12 protein-coding genes are annotated in these 15026 nt (G+C 46.2%); 7 read left to right on the top strand and 5 right to left on the bottom strand.

The annotated features are described in order from the left end of the window. Positions 1-93: 93 nt before the first annotated feature. The 4 genes from carA to recQ all read left to right on the top strand — a co-directional run bounded on the left by carA (position 94) and on the right by recQ (position 6904). A complete protein-coding gene (gene carA / locus JJ941_RS08560) occupies positions 94-1197 on the top strand; it encodes a glutamine-hydrolyzing carbamoyl-phosphate synthase small subunit (protein ID WP_290963845.1) in 1104 nt (367 codons plus the stop codon). 92 nt (positions 1198-1289) lie between these two features. Then, positions 1290-4118 carry a carbamoyl-phosphate synthase large subunit gene (gene carB / locus JJ941_RS08555; RefSeq protein WP_255134260.1) on the top strand — a complete coding sequence of 943 codons (2829 nt, stop codon included), beginning with the start codon at positions 1290-1292 and terminating at the stop codon, positions 4116-4118. Between the two features lie 145 nt (positions 4119-4263). Next, positions 4264-4668 (top strand): GxxExxY protein, encoded by a 405-nt coding sequence (locus JJ941_RS08550; RefSeq protein WP_290963843.1) that lies wholly within the window; start codon positions 4264-4266, stop codon positions 4666-4668. A 55-nt stretch (positions 4669-4723) separates the two neighbouring features. Beyond that, complete coding sequence (recQ, locus tag JJ941_RS08545) at positions 4724-6904, top strand: DNA helicase RecQ (RefSeq protein ID WP_290963842.1); 2181 nt, start codon at positions 4724-4726, stop codon at positions 6902-6904. Here the strand turns inward: recQ and JJ941_RS08540 are convergent, their stop codons facing one another. From JJ941_RS08540 to JJ941_RS08530, 3 genes are read right to left on the bottom strand one after another with little or no spacing between them, the layout of a single operon-like run. Then, the gene (locus JJ941_RS08540) at positions 6905-8338 is read right to left on the bottom strand and encodes an ATP-binding protein (protein WP_290963840.1); all 1434 of its coding nucleotides are present in this window, start codon (positions 8336-8338) and stop codon (positions 6905-6907) included. 6 nt (positions 8339-8344) lie between these two features. Beyond that, positions 8345-8842 carry a response regulator gene (locus tag JJ941_RS08535; protein WP_290963838.1) on the bottom strand — a complete coding sequence of 166 codons (498 nt, stop codon included), beginning with the start codon at positions 8840-8842 and terminating at the stop codon, positions 8345-8347. Between the two features lie 13 nt (positions 8843-8855). After that, entirely contained in the window at positions 8856-10256 is a 1401-nt protein-coding gene (locus JJ941_RS08530; protein ID WP_290963835.1) for a DASS family sodium-coupled anion symporter, read from the bottom strand. Positions 10257-10382: 126 nt separating this feature from the next. Here JJ941_RS08530 and JJ941_RS08525 point away from each other — a divergent pair, with 126 nt between their 5' ends. Further along, a complete protein-coding gene (locus JJ941_RS08525; RefSeq protein WP_255134266.1) occupies positions 10383-11303 on the top strand; it encodes a DUF58 domain-containing protein in 921 nt (306 codons plus the stop codon). A gap of 63 nt (positions 11304-11366) precedes the next feature. Here JJ941_RS08525 and JJ941_RS08520 read toward each other — a convergent pair whose 3' ends face one another. Continuing rightward, positions 11367-12164: an SDR family oxidoreductase gene (locus tag JJ941_RS08520; protein ID WP_290963831.1), complete on the bottom strand. Its 798-nt coding sequence runs from the start codon at positions 12162-12164 to the stop codon at positions 11367-11369. Positions 12165-12291: 127 nt separating this feature from the next. Here JJ941_RS08520 and JJ941_RS08515 point away from each other — a divergent pair, with 127 nt between their 5' ends. Together JJ941_RS08515 and JJ941_RS08510 are read left to right on the top strand one after the other, a co-directional pair. Beyond that, the gene (locus JJ941_RS08515; RefSeq protein WP_290963828.1) at positions 12292-12993 is read left to right on the top strand and encodes a response regulator transcription factor; all 702 of its coding nucleotides are present in this window, start codon (positions 12292-12294) and stop codon (positions 12991-12993) included. After that, a complete protein-coding gene (locus JJ941_RS08510) occupies positions 12990-14396 on the top strand; it encodes a HAMP domain-containing sensor histidine kinase (protein WP_290963826.1) in 1407 nt (468 codons plus the stop codon). Before JJ941_RS08515 ends, JJ941_RS08510 begins: the two co-directional genes overlap by 4 nt. On the opposite strand, the gene JJ941_RS08505 is transcribed toward JJ941_RS08510, so the two are convergent. Continuing rightward, the gene (locus JJ941_RS08505) at positions 14368-14988 is read right to left on the bottom strand and encodes an aquaporin (protein ID WP_290963824.1); all 621 of its coding nucleotides are present in this window, start codon (positions 14986-14988) and stop codon (positions 14368-14370) included. The two genes, JJ941_RS08510 and JJ941_RS08505, sit on opposite strands and share 29 nt — an antisense overlap. Positions 14989-15026: the final 38 nt, after the last annotated feature.

Here is a 15026-nt window from a genome sequence, read left to right as displayed (position 1 = left end):
CTGAAAATTTTACCGAACGCCTTTCCCGTTGCAAACACCGTGTTTGTGACCTCTTATCAACCAAACTCACTAAACCCGAAATACATCTAATCCATGTCACTACGCCCACAGAAAAAAGCCATACTTGCACTCAGCGATGGTACCGTTGTTCACGGCCAGGCCGTTGGACACGAAGGAATAACCGGCGGCGAGTTGTGCTTTAATACCAGCATGACCGGCTACCAGGAAATTTTCACCGACCCGAGTTACTACGGTCAGCTTATGATGATGACCTACCCGCACATTGGAAATTACGGAACCATGCCACGGGATGATGAAGCCCGCAGGGTGATGGTGGCCGGTGTTATCACCCGAGCCTTTTCATGGGAGTACAGTAATCCTATGGCCGACCGAAGCCTCCAGGAATACCTCGAAGACAATGAAATTACCGGAATATCAGGTGTGGACACCCGAAAACTGGTTCGACATATCCGCGAAAAAGGAGTGATGAACGCTGTGATCTCCAGTACTGAGCTTGATGAGGATAAATTAGTTCAAATGGCAAAAGACTGGGACGATATGGAAGGCCTGGAGCTGGCTTCAAAAGTAACCCGGTCGGAAGCCCAAACGGTAAACGGAGAAGACGAATACCGCGTAGCTGCATTTGATTACGGCATCAAACAAAACATTATTAACAATCTCAATGAGCGAGGATGCACACTCCGGGTGTTTCCGGCCAAAACCCCGGTTGAGGAAGTAGAAGCGTGGGAAGCAGACGGTTACTTTTTTTCGAATGGCCCGGGAGACCCTACCGCAACAGCGGAGTATGCTCTTGAAGTGGTTGACTTTGCCAAAAAAAGCGGAAAACCGGTCTTTGGGATTTGCCTAGGCCACCAGCTGATGGCGCTGAATGAAGGGCTGAAAACCAAGAAAATGTTTGTCGGTCACCGCGGGGCTAATCAACCCGTAAAAAACCTGAGTACCGGACTGGTTGAAATATCAACCCAGAATCATGGCTTTGCGGTAGATGAAGACTCCCTGGATGACAAGATCGCCGAGGTTACCCATGTAAACCTGAATGACGGGACGATTGAAGGTCTGAAATTCAAAAACTTCCCCGGCTTCTCGGTGCAATATCACCCCGAAGCATCCCCCGGCCCTCATGACTCAGCCTACCTGTTCGATCAGTTCATCGACATGATGAAAGAACAGAAGTGAGCAAATGACGGTCGGCGGTCAATCGTCCTTCGTCAAAAACCATCTATCACCAACAATCTATTTACCACTAACAAATAATTACGACGAAACTCATGCCAAGACGCGACGACATCAACAAAATTCTGATTATCGGCTCCGGACCCATTGTAATTGGTCAGGCCTGCGAATTTGATTATTCCGGATCTCAAGCTTGCCGTTCGCTGCAGGAAGAAGGCTACGAGATTGTACTTATCAACTCGAACCCGGCTACCATTATGACCGACCCGATTATGGCCGATGCGGTTTATATGCTGCCGATGACTACCGATTCCATCCGGGAAATTGTAGCCAAGGAAAAACCCGATGCGGTACTTCCAACTATGGGTGGGCAAACCGGGTTGAACCTGTGCCGTGATCTGGAAAAAGAGAACTTCTGGAAAGATAATAACATCCATATTATTGGTGTGGATATTGATGCGGTTGAGCTGACCGAAGACAGGCAGCTGTTTAGGGATAAAATGGAAGAGATTGGGATTGAGCAGTGTCGCAGCCGGACTGCCCAATCGCTGCTGGATGCAAAAGAAATTGTTGAAGAGCTGGGCGGCTTGCCGATTGTTATTCGACCTTCCTTCACCATGGGTGGAGCCGGTGGCGGTATCGTTTGGAATGAAGATGAGTTTGAACGAAAAGTACTGCGTGGCCTCGAGCTGAGCCCGGTTCACCAGGTGCTTATTGAGGAATCAATTTTCGGGTGGAAGGAATACGAGCTGGAGCTGCTACGCGATGCCAACGACAACGTGATTATCATTTGTTCCATCGAGAATATGGATCCAATGGGTGTTCACACCGGAGATTCCGTAACGGTGGCCCCGACACAAACGCTCACCGACAAGCAATTACAGCACATGCGGGATTCGGCCATCAAGATGATGCGTTCGATTGGAACCTTTGCAGGGGGATGTAATGTGCAGTTTGCCATGGAGCCCGGCTCCGACCGGCTTGTTGCCATTGAAATTAACCCCCGCGTGAGTCGGTCTTCCGCACTGGCTTCTAAAGCTACCGGGTATCCGATCGCTAAAGTAGCCACCAAGCTGGCTGTGGGATATACGCTGGATGAGCTGAAAAATCAGATCACCGGAACCACATCTGCCTGCTTTGAGCCAAGCATTGACTATGTAGTCTGCAAAATTCCACGCTTCAACTTTGACAAATTCCCGGGTGTGGATGAAGAGCTCACCACACAGATGAAAGCCGTAGGTGAGGTGATGTCGATCGGCCGGAATTTCCCGGAAGCTTTGAACAAAGCCTGGCAATCGCTGGAAGTTGGCCGCGATGGCTTAGGCGCCGATGGCTACGAAGAATTTGATCGAAAAACGGTCCGCGAGCGATTACTGAAGCCCTACTGGGATCGCTCCATGCAGATACGGAATGCGTTCAAGATGGGAGCTTCTGTGGAAGAAATTGCGGATATCACTAAAGTAGATCCGTGGTTCCTGCAGCAAATCCGATACATGGTTTCGCTTGAAAACCGCACGGAAGGCCAAGCACTGAAAGAGATTTCAAAAGACGATTTCTTTGAGCTGAAGCAAGCCGGTTTTTCCGACTCTCAAATTGCTTTCCTGCTAAGTAAAAGCGGAGAGAAAGTAGATGACAAAAAAGTGCGCGACCGTCGTAAAGAACTCGGAATTACCCCGTCATTCAAGATGGTTGATACCTGCGCGGCTGAATTCCCGGCACAAACACCATACTACTATTCTGCCTATGAAGGTGAAAACGAAAGTGAAGTAACCGACAAGAAGAAAGTGCTAATATTGGGCAGTGGCCCGAACCGAATCGGACAAGGGATTGAGTTTGATTACTCCTGCACCCATGCTGTGCTGGCTGCGAAGGAAATGGGCTACGAAGCCATAATGGTTAACTGTAACCCCGAAACGGTATCCACCGATTTCGACTTTGCCGACAAACTGTACTTTGAGCCAGTGTATTGGGAACGTGTGCTGGATATCATCGACCATGAAAAACCAGAGGGAGTGATCCTACAGGTGGGCGGACAAACAGCCCTTAAGCTTGGAAAACGATTTGTGGAAGAAGGCATTAAGATCTTCGGAACCGACTTCGGCATGATTGACTTTGCCGAAGACCGAGGCGAGTTCTCCAAATTCCTGAAGAAACTCGACATTCCGTTTCCCGAGTACGGAACGGCTCGAGAGGTTGAGGAAGCAGTTAAGATTGCCGGAAGAATTGGCTACCCGGTTCTGATCCGCCCGAGCTATGTACTGGGAGGACAGGGAATGCGGATCGCTGTAAAAGAAGAAGAGCTGCGCAAATATGTAGCCAACATCCTGAAAACACATCCCGAGAACGCCTTTCTGATTGATAAGTACCTGGAGCAGGCTGTTGAGGTAGATGTGGATTCGGTTTATGATGGCGACCAGCTTCACATAGCCGGGATCATGCAGCATATAGAGCCGGCAGGTGTACACTCAGGTGACTCCACCGCTGTCCTTCCGCCTTACTCATTGAGTGATGAAGTCATCAAAACGATCGAAGAATACCAGGAGAAGATAGCGGAAAACATGGAGATTCTCGGATTCCTGAACGTGCAGTATGCCGTCAAAGATGATAAGGTGTATGTGCTGGAGGCAAATCCAAGAACCACGCGCACCATCCCGTTCCTGGCTAAGGCAACACAACGCCCGGAAGCAGCCATCGGTGTCAAGGTGATGCTTGGAGCAAAGCTGAAGGAATTCGATCTGGAATCGAAACTGGAAAACTGGGCGATCAAAGAGCCGGTATTCCCATTCGACAAATTCCCGGAAGTGAAGAAGGAGCTGGGGCCGGAGATGAAATCCACCGGCGAAAGCATCTACTTCGCCAAAGACTTCAACGACGATCACTTCAAGAAACCGTATGAGTTCAAGAGCTTGTATCTCTCGAAGTAAGGAATCACAGATTTGGTAGATTTATCGATTGTGGGATTTCATATGAAATTTATCATGTCCAAAAATCTCATTAAATCTTTGTTCCGGGTGTAAGGAATTGGTTTGAAGTAGCTCTAACCATTGAATGAGAATAAAGTGGTAGAAAATGAATCAAACCAAAACACCAAATTTTAAGTACAAGCAATTGACGGGTAAGATCATTGGAGCTGCAATGCAGGTGCATTCCGAATTGGGAAATGGCTTTCGAGAAATTGTTTATCATCGATCAATGGAACATGAATTATCTCACCAGGGATTGAATTATAAAAGTGAATTAACCATGCCTTTGTATTATCGAGATGCAAAAGTTGGAGCTAGAAGGGTTGACTTACTTGTGGAGGAAAAAATCCTTGTTGAGCTAAAAGCGGTGGGCGAAATTAATGACCAACACATATCTCAGGTATTGAATTATCTGAAGGCCTATAAGCTTGAAGTAGCATTACTCTTAAATTTTGGTGAAAACAGCCTTAACTTTAAGCGTATCGCAAAACTAAAAAACTATAAGAATTAAAGAGTGAATTCACAGCAAATTATAAATCTGTGAAATCCAAAAATCAAAATAATCTGTGATCAAAGAAGCAAAAGCTACCCTAAAGGAAACATTTGGCTACGACACCTTCCGCCCGCTACAGGAAGACATCATCGACCAGGCCCTCAAGAGAAAAGACGCACTTGTAATAATGCCCACCGGTGGCGGTAAATCACTATGCTACCAAATTCCGGCGCTGTTGTTTGATGGATTGACCGTGGTAGTGTCTCCTCTTATTTCACTAATGAAAGACCAGGTAGAGCAGCTCCGTGAATATGATATTAATGCGGTGCATTTGAACAGCTCGCTATCACCGGAAGCTTATGGATACAACCGCCGGCAGGTGCTGCAGGGAAAAGCCAAGCTGCTGTACATCGCTCCGGAAACGCTGCTTATGGATAAGACTAAAGACCTGCTAAAGGATATCAAGGTAGAATTGTTCGCAGTAGATGAAGCGCACTGTATTTCAGAGTGGGGGCATGATTTTCGGCCGGATTACCGCCAGCTGGCAGAGGTTCGAAAGGAATTATTCCCTGATGCTACCTGCATGGCTCTGACCGCTACGGCTACTCCGCGTGTACGAAAAGATATTATGCGAACGCTGGAGTTTGGGGAGTCTGAAGAATTTATAGCCAGTTTTGACCGCCCCAACCTGTTCCTGAAAATTGCCGATAAAGACGATCCAACGAACCAGGTTTTAGATTTCCTTTATACACGAAAAAATCAGTCCGGCATTATATACTGTACTTCCCGCCGGCAGGTAGATGAACTGTATCAGGAGCTTGAAGATGAAGGCTATTCGGTGAAACCCTACCATGCGGGCTTATCCGACCGCGACCGCGCTATCAACCAGCGTAAGTTTATCCGCGATGATATACAGATTATCGTGGCAACCATCGCTTTTGGGATGGGGATCAACAAGCCGAACGTCCGTTTTGTGATGCATTACGATATGCCGCAGAACATCGAGCAGTATTACCAGCAAATTGGCCGGGCAGGACGAGACGGCCTCCGCTCCGATTGTGTGATGCTATTCAGTTATGCGGACACGCAGAAGATTAAATACTTCATCAACAAAAAAGAAGGGCAGGAAAAAGAAATTGCAGAAAAGCACCTTGATGACCTGCTCAAATTTATCGAGTCTAAAAAGTGTCGCCGTGTGCCGCTGATGAAATATTTCGGAGAAGAATATCCGAAGGATGAATGTGGCATGTGTGATAACTGCCTGTCTAAAGATGAAGATGTGGAAGACTTCACCCTGCAGGCTAAGAAGCTGCTTACCTGTGTGAAAGAGCTTGAAGAAGGCTACGGAAAAACGCAGGTGATTAATGTGTTGCGTGGGTCTAAAGCTAAAAAAGTTCTTGAGCTGGAGCATGATAAACTGGATTCCTACGGCTCCGGAAAGGAGTGGTCGAAAGATCAATGGGAGCAACTTTCCAGAATGCTGGTTCGTCAGGACTATCTATCCAAAGGAGAATACGCGGTTCTGCAGCTGGAGGATAAAGCCGATGCGGTTCTGAAAGGAGATGAAAATGTGTACGGAACCTTAGACCGAACCAGCACTATGCTCAGTGACGAGGAAGCATCGCGTGTGGCTACGGAAGTGGAAGCATCCTACGATGAAAACCTGTTCGAGATTCTTCGCAAAGAGCGGAAGAAAATGGCAGATGAGAAAGGAATACCTCCCTATACTATCTTTCCGGATACCACACTGATGGAAATGGCTTATTACTTCCCGAAAGATAAAGAGCATTTGCTGCCACTTTATGGTGTGGGTGATGTAAAACTCAAAAAATACGGCTCGGCTTTTATTGGGATTATCAAGAAGTACACCTCTGAACACGGTATTGAAGCCAAAGAGGAAACGCTGCAGGAGAAAGCCGAAGAGCTGGAAAATGTGGAGCTGCACCAGAAAATCGGAAAGGCTTTCAACGACGGGCAGCGGATTGAACACCTGGCTGAAGAGCATGGTGTGAAGGAAGTTACCATCCTCAACCATCTGAAGGATTATCTGAATGAAGGCCACGATCTTCGGCTCGATGGAATCACGGAAGCTACATCACTTTCACTACGGCAGCAGGATGAAATCATTAAAATCTTTGACGAAAAGGGATCTCATATGCTGAAGGTGGTTTACGACCGGATGAACAAAAAAATCGGCTACGACCAAATTCGCATAATGCAGCTGTATTACATGGCCAACGAAAAGAATGGCTAACTAACAGTCGTCTTTAACAGGAAGTGTGATTTTGAATCTGGCTCCACCCTGATCAAGGTTTTCAGCTTCAATGTTACCGCCCGAGCGTTTTATGATTTCGTTGGAGATGGGTAAGCCGAGGCCAAGGCCAAACTTGGCGCCCTGATTTTTAGTGGTGAAGTTGGCTTCAAAAATACGATGAATAATATCCTCGGGGATGCCGGGGCCGTTATCTGAAATTTCTACCACAATGTTGGCAGCCACATGGTTGGTGGAAATGGTGATTTCACCGGAGTCGTTGAGGGCGTCACAGGCGTTTAACAGAATATTAGTCCATACCTGATTTAAGTCGCCCACCTGAATACAGGTTTTGGGAATGTCGTCCAGATCGAGGTTCAGGTTTATATATTTGAGCCGATTACTTAATACCAAAACCGTATCCTTTATACCGTCTCTGATATCGGTAAACTCTTCTTTATTGCGATCCTGGCGGCTATAGCTTTTCAGGCTTTTCACCAGGTTGGCAATCCGGTTACTGGCAATACGGATGTTGTGGATCATGCGGCCGGCTTCAAAGTGATTGATCAGGTTTTCGATATCCTGTTTTTTTCGCTGTTCTTTAATGATTTGAAGGGCATTGCCGGGCATTTGAGCCAGTTTACGTACCGAAGCCCGGTCATGAACCCAGGGAAACTGTTTCTCGATTTGAAGCATTTGCTTACGCAGTTCAGTACTATCCAGTGGTTCGCTTTGTAATCCCAGTTTGAAAAGTTGATAGGTTGCATCTGATTCCTCGAAGGTGGAGTAAATTTCGATCAGGTTTTCTGCCGACCGCATCAGCGCCGAGGCCGGGTTGTTTACTTCATGGGCAAAACCCGCCACCAACTCACCAAGCGTAGCCATTTTTTCCTGATGAATCAGCTGTTGATGGGTTTCTTCCAGACGCTTGTAGGCGTTTTTCAGGTCATCCCGTTCTTTTCCAAGTTCTTTGTTTAAAAGGTGCGTTCGGGTGTGAAGCCGAATGTTACTTTTATATCGCTGAATCATGTTGTTCAGCATCAGCTGCTGGAGCGGATGCTTTAACCGTGGGTGGTCGCTGAGATACTGCTCAAACTGCTGGGGTTTCATCTTAAGGGCCATCCCTTTTTGGATGATTTTAGCCGTCGTAAGCGTAGGTTCACCGGTTGTAAATGCAATCAATCCCACAAAACTTCCGGGATTCAACGTGGTTAATGTGATGTCACTGTCATCAGCCTGCGTTCGGGTCAGCTTAACCTGCCCTTCAAGCAACAGATAGACGTCTTCGAGGGGATCTCCCTGGCTGAAAAGAACCTCTCCCTCTTCCAATACCAAAAGATGTTCTTTCAATTCATCCAGCTCATGAACAAGCCGCTGTATGAACCGGAGAATAGTCTCGGTATCATTAAGCCACGATATGCCCTGTTGAAATTCCATATACGGTTAGTGGTCGGTCATTTGGTTATTACGCATGGCTGCTGAAAGTTTTTCGGCATCCAGAATCTGCATGAATGGAAGAAGGTTCTTTTTGTTGGCGATCACGTAGTCCGTTAGTTCGGCTAAAACTACTTCTTCCAGCTGCTCTTTCGTCCATGGTTTTGCAATATAATGGTCAAGGTCAGCTTTGTTGATGGCGAGTATGGTATCCTCATGTCCGGCCTGACCGGTAACCAACACCTTGCGGCTTTTGGCGGATTCCGGCAGTTGCTGAAGTTCAATCAACAAATCCACTCCATTTTGTCCGGGTAATACATGGTCACATAAAATTAACCCGACTTTGTGGCCATGATCCAGAATGTAGTCTATGACGTCCCGGGCTTCGTCAGCGTTATTGGCTGCTTCAACGGGAAAGAATTCCTCGAACTTTTCAAGGTCTTTAATGAGGGCGTCCATCACTTCAAGCTCATCTTCAACAATCAATATGTAAATTTTTTCATCCATGGCAGAGTCCTCATCAATTTAAGATTAATGGCCAATAAAACAGGGCATAAAGCGTCACCATCATCAGCCCGAAAATTCCTATGGCAAAACCGGCTTTGGTCATTTGATTTGTTTTTATAGTTCCGGTACTCATAGCAATGGCATTTGGCGGGGTTGATATAGGCAGCATCATTGCGAGGCTGGCACTCACCCCAATCACCAAGCTGATCAGCACCAGGCTAAATCCTTCACCGGCCGCCCCGGAAGTGGCAAGGCTCACGGCTAACGGGATCAGTAATGTGGCTGAAACGGTGTTGGATAAAAAGTTAGACATGACAATAGCCACCAGGCTGAATGCGATAATCAGGAAAATGGAAGTAAACATATTCCAGCTGATACTGGTAATAATCCATTCGGCCAGCCCGGTGCTTTCCATGGAAATTCCCAATGAAATACCGCCGGCAACCAGCCATAAAACCTCCCATGGAAGCTTGCGAATGCGCTCCTGATCCAGAATGCCCGTTAAAGAAAGAGCCGCTACCGGAAGAAGGGCTACGATGCTGCTGCCAACTCCGTGCAGCGACTCTGTTATCCAAAGCACAACGGTAATTCCGAAAATGAGATATACAAAGATTGCTTCCTTATTTTTCTGGAATGAGCCGCTCATGTCGAGCTCAATTATTTTGGATGCCGGTTTGTATATCCAAAGTATAATAACCCAGCTGGCCATTAAAACAACGATGACAAGAGGAGCAGCGAGCAGCATCCATTCAGTAAAAGCAATATGAATGCCCTGTGTGGTTAGAGCACCAATTACAACGGCATTGGGCGGGGTTCCGATGGGGGTTGCAATCCCCCCGATGTTAGCTGCAAAAGGGATGCTCAAAGCGAGACCAATTCGAAGCGGGTCGCCGGGCTTGGTTCGGGCTATAATGGGCAGAATGACGGTCATCATCATGGCGGTGGTAGCGGTGTTACTCATAAATGCTGAAAGCAGAGCAGTAACCACCATCAACCCAAGAATGATGAACTTTGGGTTGGCTCCAAAAGGTTTTAGCAAAACCCGGGTAAGGTTTTTATCCAGATCGAATTTTACGGCGGCATCAGCCAGCACAAATCCCCCCAAAAATAAAATGATAATCGGGTTTGCCAAGGTGCCAATGAATTCAGTGTACGAGTTGGGAGTGTATTCGGCCGAGACTTCCGGAAAAAGAACCCCTTGCTTGCTGAGGAAAAACACCTGGAGTAAAATCACCAGCATGGAAGTAGCGTAGATGGGAACAGGTTCCAGCATCCAGAAGATGGCGGCAATACAAAAAATGCTCAGGGCCACATGTCCGGCTTCCGAAAGTCCGGGGATCTCAATGAAGAACGGAACCAGGAAACCGACAAGGCCAATAATTATCGAAGTGAGTTGTTTATAGGTAGCATTCATGAAAGAAAGCATGTAGTGAGTGAGTGCCGGTATGTTACCGGTTCTATGCGAAGTAATTGTGAAGAAATTAGCTCAGAAGTAAAGAATCCGCCTTTCAAAAAAAGATTATTAATAGTACCATAAATCATGATTTTAGAACCGAGCATACTGTCGAAATTATCCTCGCTTGAACTGCGGGCAAAGAAGATTGTAGAGGGATTTATTTCCGGGCTGCATAAAAGTCCGTTTCATGGGTTCAGTGTGGAATTTGCGGAACACCGGCCGTACAATCCCGGCGATGACTTCAAGCATATCGACTGGAAAGTATATGCCAAGAAAGAGCGGTTTTATGTGAAGCAGTATGAGGAAGAGACAAATCTGCGCTCTTATGTGATGCTGGATACAAGCTCGTCCATGCTGTTTAAGCATTTTGGGGAATGGACAAAGCTTAGGTATGGAATTCATTACGCCGCCTCGCTTATGTATATGATGCACCGTCAGCGGGATGCCTGCGGACTCATTCCTTTTAATTCAAAAATCGATGCGTTTATACCCGCAAAATCAACCTATGCCCATCTTCGCCAGATTTATACCGAGCTGGAGCGGGAACTGATCCGTGAGGAAAAGAACGACCCCGAAAAGCGTAAGACAGCCTCAGCCCAGGCTATACACGAAGTGGCCGAACGGTTAAATCACCGTAGCCTGGTGGTCATCATCACCGACCTCTTTGAAAATATCGATGAGCATGAAGAGATTATTTCTGCCCTGAAACACCTTCGCCACCGAAAGCATGAAGTGCTGTTATTCAACGTGCTGGAAAAGAAAAGTGAACGCGATCTGGATTTCCCCGACCGGCGCTTTGTTTTTGAAGACATGGAAGTTGATGAGGAAGTGGAAGTGCTACCTGCTCAGGTTCGGGAAGATTACCGGAAGAAAGTGGAAGAGTACACCAAGAAATTTCGCATGGCCTGCAGTGAGTTTGAAATCGACTTTGCCGAAATGGATACGCAAGGGCAGTTTGATCAATCCTTGCTGGCTTATCTTATAAAACGGAAGCGGTTAGGGTGAGTTCGTTAATCATTATTCGTGTAATCGGCTACTAATAACGAATAACGATTAACCAATAATGAACTACGTAACTTTCTGGTTTTTCAAAATCTTGTTTAATAACGTTGGGGAGAACCGCTGCACCCAAAGGGCTAAGCGTTCTTTGAAGCCAGTCACATAAATTTCTTCTTTTTGAGACTTAATCTTTGGCATTACCTTGGCCACCATTTCATCGGCCGTCATGGCATTGGAGTGAGCGTCTCCCATCTTGTCGAATTTGGAACCGTCTCCGGTTAAGGCATTTTTGGAGATATCGGTTTTGATGAATCCCGGGCAAAGTAAGGTCACGGCTACATTATGCTCATACATTTCCTGCCGAAGTGAGTTGAAAAATCCCTGAACCGCATGTTTACTGCCTGCATAACCTGACCGAAATTTAGTGCCAATTTTACCCGCCACGCTGCTGGTTACGATGATATGCCCCGATTTCCGATCCACCATATGCGGGAGTACTTCTTTAGTCAACCCAACAGCCCCGAAATAATTGATCTCCATCAGTCGTCGAAACGTGCTCATTTCAGACTCCATCACGGTTGAACGCTGACTCACCCCTCCGTTATTAATCAGTACATCAATCTGACCAAAGGCAGCCAGCGCTTCCCTGGTTTTTTCGGGAAAAGAGTCCCCATCCATCAAATCGAGAGTGATAATCTTCACATTGGAAGTGTCTTCTCCCAAACTGTTCTTTACGTCCTCCAAAACCTCTTGTCTGCGCGAAGATAGAATCAGGTTGGCCCCTTCTTTGTAGAATGCCCTGGTGAAGGCCTCTCCGATTCCTGATGAAGCTCCGGTAATCCAGATGGTTTTTCCTTGGTAATTCATGCTTAAATTCTGATTTTTTGCAGTAATAAGTGTTACAGTATGAAAGTGTTGGAGTGTTAAAGTAATGCTAAAAAACGTACTTTAACACCCGAACACTTAAACACGTTTATACATAAAAAGTGAATAAATGAGCAACAAACATACAATCCTGTTGGTGGAAGACGAGGAAGAATCCGGCGAAATGCTGGCAAACTTTCTGGAACTTAATGACTATGATGTCTTGTGGGCAAAAGACGGCAAAAAAGCCATTGAGCTAATTGATGATAACGCCAATGATCTACACCTGGCAATTCTAGATATCATGGTTCCCCATCACGATGGGAAAGAAATATGCAGACACATTCGCAAACATCCGGTGGTGTACGAAATTCCGGTGCTTTTTCTGACAGCTCGGGATGAAGAGAAAGACGAAATTGAGGGACTTGAGCTTGGGGCGGATGATTACATCAAAAAGCCGGCAAGCCTGAATCTGGTAAAAGCCCATGTTGAAACACAACTGCGCCGCCGTTCACCTGAAAAAAGTAACTGGATACAGTATGGTCACGTTTATTTGGACCTGGATTCTAAGGAGCTTTATATCAACGAAGAGTTGATCGATTTGACGCACACCGAATATACCATCGCGGAAATGATAATGCAGAACCCCAAACTGGTGTATAGCCGACAGCAGATTCTGGAAAAGATCTCCGATGAGGAAAAGTATGTATTTGACCGAACCGTTGATGTACATGTCAAAAATCTGCGCTTAAAAATGGGTGATGAAGGCAAGCTCATAAAAACATACCGTGGCGTAGGCTATGGGTTCAACAAAGAGTTTCTGCATTCATGAAAATAAGATCCAAATTAGCGTGGACCTACATCATCCTGCTTATCATCGGGATCATCACAATAAGTGCTTATTCCATATTAACCATCCGCAGTTTTTTGTTGGATGAAGGCGTGGAACAGTTTGAGAGGGATGCACTTTCCCTGGCTCTTGCGGCCGGCAGTTTTAAAGATAATGCTCTGTTTGATGATAAAATTCAGCGGCAGGCCCGACTTTCTAAATACGAAATGGCGGTTTATGACAGAGGCGGGGTTCGCTTTTTAACCTTTCCTGATTCTGCTTTTGAGGATGTAGAACCGTATTTGAACGAAGATTTATTAACCGAGCTGGAGCGTGAAGATGGTGACCCTATCGTCCGGTCTGACGAGAACCCGGAAAAGCTTATCGCTTATGTAGATCTGGGGCAGTCGGATAACGCCGCTCAGTACCTCAGAATCAGTCAGAATAAAAAGCAGTATTATGCTGCAGTGGCCAGTATTCGTCATATTATTTATGCGGGGATGTTCTTCTCCATAGCGGCTGTGATCGTTGTTAGTATTTTATTTGCGCGGTACATGGCGGCACCCATTCAGCGGTTGAATGAGGCAGCACTTGATATTGCAAAAGGAAACCTGGACCGCAAAATTGATCTGAACAGAAATGATGAGTTCGGCACATTGGCTGATTCACTAAACCATATGGCTCGCACCCTTCGGGCAGATAATGAGAAGCTGAAAATGCTCAACGAAAAGCAGAGCCAGTTTTTCGCGGATATAACTCACGAAGTCAGAAATCCTCTGCACACCATTTCCGGAGCACTAGAGATGTTAGAGCTGAAAAACCTTCAGCCTGAAAAGAAAAAGCAGTATATGGTGACGGCTCAGAAACAGATAAAAAGAGTCGCACGATTATTCGAGGATATCAAAACGCTGCAGCGGTATGATTTTGACGAAAACTTTATCAACCGTGAGGTTTTTGATTTAAAGGAAATTATTGACGAAGTGATGATGGTGTATGAGCCGATTGCACAGGAAAAAGGACTTCAGCTAAAAGCAGCTAACCTGCAGTCATTTATGGTAAATGCCGACCCAAATAAAATGGAGCAGGTGGTAGATAACCTGATTTCGAATGCCATCAAATACACCCAGGAAGGCGAGGTGGAAGTGGGACTGAAGCAAATGGATGAGCGGGTAGAAGTGTACGTAAAAGATACCGGACCCGGAATTGGCAAGGAGCACCTGGATCGTTTATTCGATCGCTTTTATCGCACGGATAAGGCGCGGTCAAGGGATAAAGGCGGGACAGGTTTAGGCTTATCGGTTGTTAAGGGAATCCTCAATGCACATCAAAGTGATATCAAGGTAGAGAGTGAAGAAGGAGTTGGAAGCCGGTTCTATTTCAGAATTCCGATCTATGAAAATAGCTGAACGCAAAAGCAGCCAATGCTCCGCCGGTTAATGGAGCCAGTGTATAAAGCAGAGAGTGAATAATAGAATTTCCTCCATTGATAAGATCGAAGCTGGCTGTGCCTATGGAGGTTGCCGGATTTAAAATACCGCCTGAAACGGGGGTAGCCACCATCAGCATTCCGCCAAAAGTAAGTCCAACAGCTAAACCGGATAGGGAGTTTTTACGGAAGCTTTTAGTGAATGTGAGGGTAAGCATCACCAGTACAAAAATGAAGGTGAATACAACTTCGGCAAATACCTGTTGATATAAATTAGTAGTTGACGGAGGTTCAATGTAAAAAACAGAAGTGGAGAGAAAGAAAATAGCTGCTGCTGCCAGAAATGCTCCGAAAAGCTGTGCGATCAGGTAGCCTGCCAATTCAGCTCCGGAAAGCCTTCTTTTCAAAAAAAATGCGAGGGAAACGGCAGGGTTATAGTGAGCTCCCGAAACGCGGGAACCAATATAAACCAAAGCCATTAAGGTTAAGCCGATAGCGAGCGGATCTCCTGTAAAGCCAAAAACCAATACAAGAAAAAAGGCACCAATCGCCTCCATTACATATGAATGCATACCCTGATTGTAAGTCTTCAAATAAACTCCGAGTGTCC

The sequence above is a fragment of the Gracilimonas sp. genome (assembly GCF_017641085.1).
GTDB lineage: Bacteria > Bacteroidota > Rhodothermia > Balneolales > Balneolaceae > Gracilimonas.
This window is presented reverse-complemented; position numbering and strand designations above follow the sequence as displayed.